The organism is Rhodococcus sp. P3_B8 (assembly GCF_056402775.1).
In genome coordinates this window covers 1-8,306 of the sequence record NZ_JBFUGT010000285.1, presented here as the reverse complement: position 1 = coordinate 8,306, position 8,306 = coordinate 1, and the positions used below count along the sequence as shown (strand labels likewise).

The 8,306-nt window shown below is 66.9% G+C and carries 7 protein-coding genes, 1 pseudogene and 1 riboswitch; of the genes and pseudogenes, 5 read left to right on the top strand and 3 right to left on the bottom strand.

The annotated features are described in order from the left end of the window. On the bottom strand, nt 1-224 hold a 224-nt coding region (locus tag AC1D1G_RS37430; RefSeq protein ID WP_477956098.1), incomplete at its 3' end, for a PLP-dependent transferase. Nucleotides 225-342: 118 nt separating this feature from the next. After that, a riboswitch (SAM riboswitch) is annotated at nt 343-463 on the bottom strand. 273 nt (nt 464-736) lie between these two features. Here AC1D1G_RS37430 and AC1D1G_RS37425 point away from each other — a divergent pair. The 5 genes from AC1D1G_RS37425 (at nt 737) to yhjD (ending at nt 6,339) form a co-directional block, all read left to right on the top strand. Continuing rightward, nucleotides 737-1,960, top strand: a complete 1,224-nt coding sequence (locus AC1D1G_RS37425) for an NADP-dependent isocitrate dehydrogenase (RefSeq protein WP_280782695.1) — start codon at nt 737-739, stop codon at nt 1,958-1,960. A gap of 198 nt (nt 1,961-2,158) precedes the next feature. Further along, nucleotides 2,159-3,382, top strand: a complete 1,224-nt coding sequence (locus AC1D1G_RS37420) for an MFS transporter (protein WP_477956097.1) — start codon at nt 2,159-2,161, stop codon at nt 3,380-3,382. Nucleotides 3,383-3,417: 35 nt separating this feature from the next. Beyond that, complete coding sequence (locus AC1D1G_RS37415) at nt 3,418-4,224, top strand: exodeoxyribonuclease III (protein ID WP_164062378.1); 807 nt, start codon at nt 3,418-3,420, stop codon at nt 4,222-4,224. 52 nt (nt 4,225-4,276) lie between these two features. Continuing rightward, nucleotides 4,277-5,311, top strand: coding sequence for a tryptophan--tRNA ligase (trpS, locus tag AC1D1G_RS37410; protein WP_011598206.1), 1,035 nt, complete (start codon nt 4,277-4,279; stop codon nt 5,309-5,311). Between the two features lie 5 nt (nt 5,312-5,316). Next, complete coding sequence (gene yhjD, locus AC1D1G_RS37405) at nt 5,317-6,339, top strand: inner membrane protein YhjD (protein WP_477956096.1); 1,023 nt, start codon at nt 5,317-5,319, stop codon at nt 6,337-6,339. Nucleotides 6,340-6,357: 18 nt separating this feature from the next. Here yhjD and AC1D1G_RS37400 read toward each other — a convergent pair whose 3' ends face one another. Continuing rightward, the gene (locus tag AC1D1G_RS37400) at nt 6,358-7,638 is read right to left on the bottom strand and encodes a D-alanyl-D-alanine carboxypeptidase family protein (RefSeq protein WP_477956095.1); all 1,281 of its coding nucleotides are present in this window, start codon (nt 7,636-7,638) and stop codon (nt 6,358-6,360) included. Between the two features lie 118 nt (nt 7,639-7,756). Beyond that, nucleotides 7,757-8,306, bottom strand: a pseudogene (locus AC1D1G_RS37395) (malate dehydrogenase); the annotation flags it as partial.

Genomic DNA, 8,306 nt, shown 5'->3' with positions numbered 1-8,306 from the left:
TCGAGGGCGGCGATGCGCTGCTCGACCGCGTCCTGGGTGGGGTTCATGATGCGGGTGTAGATGTTGCCCGGCTCGGCCAGACCGAACAGCGCGGCAGCGTGATCGGTGCTGTCGAACGTGTACGAGGTGGTCTGGTAGATCGGCAGCGCCCGCGCCTTGGTGGTCGCGTCGGACGTCTGCCCGGCGTGGATCTGCTTGGTCTCGAACGACCAGTTCTCGGTCATGTGCTGTCTACTCCAGTGGTCTGACGAGGCGCGACGGAGTTGCTGGTTCGTTCGCGCACAGGGCTTGTCTGGTGCTCTATCTACGACAACAACAACACATCATGAACCTCCGATGTCGGACCCGCGCTTGTCACCCGACTGTTGTATGAATCAGGGAACCAGGTCATCACCCGGGGCACCCCACCGCGGTGGAGGGTTGCCGGCCAGCTAGCCGGGGCTCGTTGCTGGCACTCATGACCTGGAGTGAATCTTAGCGGCTGGGGTGGAACGACCGGAAACGGCACCGATCAGGGCCACTAGCAGGGAAAAGTTACCCGCGAGTAGGGACGACCTCCGTGCCCCACGTGTTGCGAGCGTGGCGCATAGCAGTACGCTTGTCTTGTTTACGTGCGGTCTCCCAGCGGCCGCCTTGACCGTCTACGTTTGAAAAGCGAACCGTTCGCGGACCCACTCACAAAGTGCGACCGCAACCGTGTAACCAGGGAAACTTCCTAGGAGGACGCGAAGCACCCATGTCCAAAATCAAGGTTGAGGGCACCGTCGTCGAACTCGACGGCGACGAGATGACACGCATTATCTGGCAGTTCATCAAAGACAAACTGATCCATCCTTACCTGGATGTGAATCTCGAGTACTACGACCTCGGCATCGAACACCGGGACGAGACCGACGACCAGGTGACCGTCGACGCGGCCAACGCCATCAAGAAGCACGGCGTCGGCGTCAAGTGCGCGACCATCACCCCGGACGAGGCACGCGTCGAGGAGTTCGGTCTCAAGAAGATGTGGCGGTCGCCCAACGGCACCATCCGCAACATCCTCGGTGGGACGATCTTCCGCGCGCCGATCATCATCTCCAACGTTCCGCGACTGGTTCCGGGCTGGACCAAGCCGATCATCATCGGCCGTCACGCCTTCGGCGACCAGTACCGCGCCACCGACTTCAAGGTCCCCGGTCCCGGCAAGGTGATGATCACCTACACGCCCGAGGACGGCAGCGAGCCGATCGAGCACGAGCTGGTGAACTTCCCCGAGGGCGGCGGCGTCGTCCAGGGTCAGTACAACTTCACCAAGTCCATCGAGGACTTCGCGCGCGCCTCGCTCAACTACGGCCTGCAGCAGAACTACCCGGTGTACCTGTCGACCAAGAACACCATCCTCAAGGCGTACGACGGCGCGTTCAAGGACATCTTCCAGCACGTCTACGAGACCGAGTTCAAGTCGGAGTTCGACGCGGCAGGACTCACCTACGAGCACCGTCTCATCGACGACATGGTCGCGTCGGCGCTCAAGTGGGAGGGCGGCTACGTCTGGGCCTGCAAGAACTACGACGGCGACGTCCAGTCCGACACCGTCGCGCAGGGCTTCGGATCGCTCGGCCTCATGACCTCCGTGCTGCTGACCCCGGACGGAAAGACGTGTGAGGCCGAGGCCGCACACGGCACCGTGACGCGTCACTTCCGTCAGCACCAGCAGGGCAAGCCGACGTCCACCAACCCCATCGCGTCGATCTTCGCGTGGACCCGTGGACTCGAGCACCGCGGCAAGCTGGACAACACCCCCGACGTCATCGGCTTCGCCCAGAAGCTCGAAGACGTGGTCATCAAGACCGTCGAGGGTGGCCAGATGACCAAGGACCTCGCGATGCTGGTCGGCGGCGACCAGGGCTACCTGACCACCGAGGAGTTCCTCGGTGCGCTGGACATCAACCTCCAGAAGGCCATCGCCGAGCAGTAGGCACCGAGCCACAGYGTTACGAGCGGGACGTCCCCTCACGGGGCGTCCCGTTCGGCGTTTCCGGGCCGGGTGAGTCATCTCACGGTCGCTCGCGGCGCGAAAAGCGGAATCCGGGGAAGAGAATTTCGATGTGGGTCGTTGCGCAACGAGGCGCCGTGCGCCGCGTAGCCGTCTCCCCGTCTAGTCGAAAGTTCTGCTGTGAGCACTTCCACTCCCGTCCGCCCCGAGCACCTCGGTGTCATCGCCCAACATCCGTCCGTCCGCAAGCTCGCCATGATCGCGCTCGCGCTCGGTGGCTTCGGGATCGGGACCACCGAGTTCGTGGCGATGGGGCTACTGCCCGAGATGGCGTCGAGTCTCGGGATCACCGAGCCGACGGCCGGGCACGTCATCTCGGCGTATGCGCTGGGTGTGGTCGTCGGCGCGCCACTCATCGCGGCGTTGACCGCGCGGGTGCCCCGTAAGACGCTGCTGATCGCGTTGATGGCGGCGTTCACGATCGGCAACGCCGCCACGGTGTTCGCGCCGAACTACGGCGTGCTGATGGCCGCGCGGTTCGTGGCGGGCCTGCCGCACGGCGCCTACTTCGGTGTCGCGGCCCTCGTGGCGGCGCACCTCGCGGACCGCGGCCAGCGAGCCAGGGCGGTCGCTCTCGTGATGATGGGACTGTCGGTGGCCAACGTCGTCGGCGTTCCCGTCGCGTCGTGGCTGGGCCAGATGCTCGGCTGGCGCAGCGCCTTCGCGCTCGTGGCCGTGATCGGTGTGGTGACACTGGGCGCGATCTGGTCGTGGGTGCCCGCGCTCGCCGCCATGCGGATGTCGAATCCCCTCACCGAACTCGGTGCCCTGCGCCGCGCGCAGGTGTGGATGACGCTGATCATCGGCATGGTCGGGTTCGGTGGCATGTTCGCCGTCTACACGTACATCAGCACGACGCTCACCGACGTCGCCGGCCTGTCGCGGTCGCTGGTGCCGCTGGCCCTGATGATCTACGGGCTGGGCATGGTCGCGGGCAATCTGATCGGCGGCCGACTCGCCGACCGGGCGCTGATTCCCGGTCTGTTCGTATCGATGACGGCGCTCGGGGTGTTGCTCGGCGTCTTCGTGATCGCCTCCCACAACCCGTACACGGCGCTGCTGCTGGTGTTCTTCGTCGGTGCGGCGGGTGCGTCGATGGTTCCCGGGTTGCAGACCCGGCTGATGGACGTCGCCGCGGACGCCCAGACCCTCGCCGCCTCGCTCAACCACGCGGCCCTCAACATCGCGAACGCGTTCGGGGCGTGGATCGGTGGTGTCGTGATCGCGGCCGGCTACGGCTACACGGCGCCCGCCGCGGTCGGTGCGCTGCTGGCCGTGGCGGGTCTCGTGGTCCTCACCGTGGCGGTCGCGATGGAACGCCGCAGCGCCCGTTCGTCTCGGTAGCCGCGCTGTCGTACGCGTCCGCTACGGTGCTTGCCGTGCCACACATCATCACCACCGTCAATGTCAACGGCGTTCGCGCCGCCGCCCGCAAGGGGCTCACCGAGTGGATCGAGCGCACAGAGGCCGACGTCGTGTGTCTGCAGGAGACGCGGGCGTCCGACGAGCAGCTCGCCGAGACGCTCGCGCCCGCTCTGGAGGGCGGATGGAACCTGGTGTCCGCGGAGCCGTCGTCGAAGGGACGCAACGGCGTCGCGATCCTGTCCCGGAAACCTGCCGACGCCTTCCGCGTCGGCCACGGTGACGACGAGTTCGCGACCGCGGGCCGCTACCTCGAGGCCGACTTCGACGACCTGACCGTCGCGAGCCTGTACCTGCCCTCCGGGGAGGCCCAGACACCGCGGCAGGAGGAGAAGGAGCGATTCATGGACTCCTTCGCCCGGTACCTCACCGACACCGCAGCGGCTGCCGTCGCGGCAGGCAGGCACGTCGTGGTCTGCGGCGACTGGAACATCGCCCACACCGAACTCGACCTGAAGAACTGGAAGACCAACAAGAAGAACTCCGGTTTCCTCCCGAACGAGCGGGAGTGGCTCGGCGCCCTGTTCGCCGAGGACGCGCACTGGACCGACGTGGTCCGGCAGCTCAATCCCGACGTCGCCGGGCCGTACTCCTGGTGGTCGTACCGCGGGAAGGCGTTCGACAACGACTCCGGCTGGCGCATCGACTACCAGATCGCCACCCGGGAACTGGCTGAGCGGGCCAAGCAGGCCGTCGTCGAGCGCGCCGAAACCTACGACCAGCGGTGGTCCGATCACGCGCCGGTCACCGTCCAGTACCGGTGACGGCCGGTATCTGATTCGTGTCGTCACGGCGCACGTGAAAAGATCAGTACTCATGTCGACCCCTGCAGCTCAGAAACCCACCGCGAAACCGCGGGTGCTCTCCGGCATCCAGCCCACCGCCGACTCGTTCCACCTCGGCAACTTCCTGGGTGCTCTGCAGCAGTGGGTGCCTCTGCAGGACGACTTCGACGCGTTCTACTTCATCCCCGACCTCCACGCGATCACGGTGGCGCAGGACCCGAAGGAGCTGCGCCGTCGCACGAAGATCGCGGCGGCACAGCTGCTGGCTCTCGGAATCGACCCCGACCGCGCCACGCTGTTCGTGCAGAGCCAGGTGCCCGAGCACGCGCAGCTGGCGTGGGTCCTCAACTGCATCACCGGTTTCGGTGAAGCGAGCCGGATGACGCAGTTCAAGGACAAGTCGGCCAAACAGGGCAGTGAGAACGCGAGCGTCGGCCTGTTCACGTATCCGGTGCTGATGGCTGCCGACATCCTGCTCTACCGTCCGCAGCGGGTCCCCGTCGGCGAGGACCAGCGTCAGCATCTCGAACTGTCCCGCGATCTCGCCCAGCGGTTCAACACCCGGTTCGGGAAGGCGTTCGTCATTCCCGAGGCCCAGATCATCAAGGGCACCGCCAAGATCTACGACCTGCAGGATCCGACGTCGAAGATGAGCAAGTCCGGTCCGAGCCCCGCCGGACTGATCAACCTCCTCGACGACCCCAAGGTGTCGGCGAAGAAGATCAAGTCCGCGGTCACCGACAACGAGCGGGAGATTCGCTACGACCCRCAGGCCAAGCCCGGTGTGAGCAACCTGCTCACCATCCAGTCCGCGCTGTCCGGGACTCCGGTCGAGACGTTGGTGGCCGGGTACGAGGGCAAGGGGTACGGCGACCTGAAAACCGATACGGCAGATGTCCTCGCCGAGTTCGTGACACCGTTGAAAGCGAAGGTGGAAGGGTACCTCTCGGACGAGGCAGAACTCGATCGGATCATCGCCGCCGGTGCTCACCGCGCCCGCGAGGTGTCGTCGCAGACTCTGGCGGCCGTGTACGAGAAGGTTGGGTTTCTGACACCGAAGGGATGAGCACTGTGGCTGACGAACCGAGTTTTCTCGACAGGCAGCGGGCAGCGCGCCCCTGGTTCGACCATCTGATGCGGGCCGCACAGCGGTACCAGCAGCAGAAGGGCGACTACTACGCGGCGGGGATCACGTATTTCAGTGTGCTCGCACTGATTCCGATCCTGATGGTCGCGTTCGCCATCGCCGGTTTCGTCCTCGCCGGGCAGCCGGAGTTGCTGCAGGAGCTGCAGGACAGCATCACCAAGAACGTTCCCGGAAGTCTGGGTGACACGCTCAACACGGTCATCGATTCGGCGATCGCGTCCCGTGCCAGCGTGGGTGTTCTCGGTCTGCTCGGTGCCGCGTACGCGGGACTCGGGTGGATGGCGAACCTGCGCGACGCGCTGACGGCGATGTGGGAGAGCCAGCGCGAGTCCAAGGGATTCGTCCGGACCAAGCTGGGCGACGCGGCCGCGCTGCTCGGGCTGGGTCTGGCGATGGTGGTCTCTCTCGGATCCTCCGCGCTGAGTAGCGGTCCCGTGGCCCGAACGGTGGTCGAGGTGCTGAACCTCGACGACGTTCCCGGGATCGACGCCGGGTTGCGCGCACTGTCGACCGTGGTGTCGCTTCTCGCGACGTGGGCGGTGTTCGCCTGGGTGATCGCCCGATTGCCCCGCGAACCCGTCACGTTCCGCAGTGCGCTCAAGGCGGCGTTGCTCGCGGCCGTGGTGTTCGAGATCTTCAAGCAGGTCGGTGCCATCTACCTCTCGGCGGTCACCGCGGGTCCCGCCGGTGTGGCGTTCGGTCCGATCATCGGTCTGCTCGTGTTCATCTACCTGACGTGCCGGATGCTGCTCTTCTCGACGGCGTGGGCCGCGACCACCCGCGCCAGCCTCGCGCTCGCCTTTGTGCCGCCGCCGGATCCGGCCGTCATCAACCCCCGGATCGAGGTGCACGAGGGGCCGGGTGTGCGTGGAGGACTCGCCCTGGTGGGTGTGGGCGCCGCCGCGGCGCTCGGGTTGTCCGGACTGTTGACCCGCACCAAGCGCTGAGCCGGGCGCCGGTTTTCGTCAGCGCCTGCGGGACAGCCGACGTGCGCAGAGCACCAGCATGAGGACGACGGCCGCCCCGACGATCCCGACACCTGCCCGCAGGGCGAGTGTGTTGTCGGGGTGGTCGGAACCCGACGCGACGACGGAACTCGTCGCGGCGGCCGAATCCTGTTGCGGCGGTGCGGCAAGTACCGCGGCGGAACCGGTGTCGGCCGGATGCAGGTCCTCGAGGGATCCCACCTGGGCGTCGCGGTCGAGGGCGAAACCGTAATCCAGCAGTCGTGCCGCCTGCTCCCACGGCCGGATCGGCTGGGCTTCGGCGCCCATCAACGTCACCATCAGGCGGCGACCGTCGTGATCGGCGCCGCCGACATAGGTGTGGCGGGCGTCGTCGGTGAACCCGGTCTTGCCGCCCAGTGCGCCGTCGTAGTTGTAGAGCAGCTGATTGTCGTTGGCCAGTGCGAACGGGGGCCGGTCCTGATCGTCCGGAATCGCCGGATCCTTCGGGAAACCCGGGAACTGCACCGTCTCGGTGGAGATCAGCTCCGCGAACGTCGGGTTCTTCATCGCGGTGTGGAAGATGAGCGCGAGGTCGAACGGGGAGCTGCTCATGCCGGGGCCGTCGAGCCCCGACGGGGTCGCGGTCCTCGTGTCGTGCGCGCCGAGGGTGTCGGCGAGGTGGTTCATCTTGTCGACCGTGGCGGCGTCGCCGCCGAGTTGCCGGGCGAGGAGGTGGGCGGCGTCGTTCCCCGAGGCCATCACCAGGCCCTGCATCAGCTGCCGGTTCGTGTACTGACCGTTCTTGCCGATCCCGACGGCGCTGCCCTCCACCGCGGCGTCCTCCGCGGTGGCGGTCACGGTCTTGTCGAGATCCAGTTCGCCCAGCGCCACGAGAGCCAGCAGCATCTTGATGGTGCTCGCGGGCCGGTAGCGGCCGTGCGGGTCCTTCGCCGCGAGCACGGCTCCGGTGTCGATGTCCGCGACCACCCAGCCGGACGCCGCGATGTCGGCGGGCAGCGCCGGCGCATCGTCGGGAAGGATCACCCCGCACCCGGCCAGCTTCGGTCCGCCCACCGGCTCGTCGGGCACCGATACGGCGCTCGGTGTCGGATCACCCGGCTGGGGTACCTCCGACAGGTCGATCGCAGGCGCGGGGGCCGACCGGTTGGGGCAGTTGTCGGTGTTCGGGGTGGCGAACGGTGTGGAGGTGGGGGAGGAGGGCGCCGCGGGCGGAATCGCCCCGGCAGCACTCACCGAGAGTCCGGCCAGCAGGGTTCCGGACACGACCGCGGTACACACTCGACGCCACATCATCGAAGAGGCAGCGTATGCGACGACCGGTCGACTTCCGAAAACGGACACGTGTCGACACGATTTCGTGACGTCCACGCGACCGTTCCGGAAGACGAACGTCGGATCAGATGAAACCCATGCCCCGGACGGCGTCGCGTTCGGATTCGAGTTCCGCGACCGACGCGTCGATCCGCTTCCGCGAGAAGTCGTCGATCTCCAGCCCGTCCACGATCTGCCACGACCCGTCGACCGAGCGAACCGGGAACGAGCTCACCAGTCCCTCCGGCACGCCGTAGGCGCCGGTGGAGGGCAGCGCCACGGACGTCCAATCGTGGTCGGGGGTGCCGAGCACCCAGTCGTGGACGTGATCGATCGCGGCGTTGGCGGCGGAGGCCGCGGAGGATGCGCCGCGAGCCTCGATGATCGCACTGCCACGGTTCGCGACCGTGGGAATGAAGTCGCGGGTAAGCCATTCGCGGTCGGCGGCGAACTCGGCACCGGACCGCTCACCGACCCTCGCATGGAAGATGTCGGGGTACTGGGTGCTGGAGTGGTTGCCCCAGATCGCGACGCGGCTGATGTCCTTCACCGCGGCGCCCGAGTGCCGTGCCAGCTGGGCGATCGCGCGGTTGTGGTCGAGCCGGGTCAACGCCGTGAACCGCTCCGCCGGGATG

What these genes read in the sequence shown, in the direction of transcription:
- AC1D1G_RS37425 (WP_280782695.1), top strand. Translation starts at nt 737, where the DNA reads ATGTCCAAAATCAAGGTTGAGGGCACCGTCGTCGAACTCGACGGCGAC.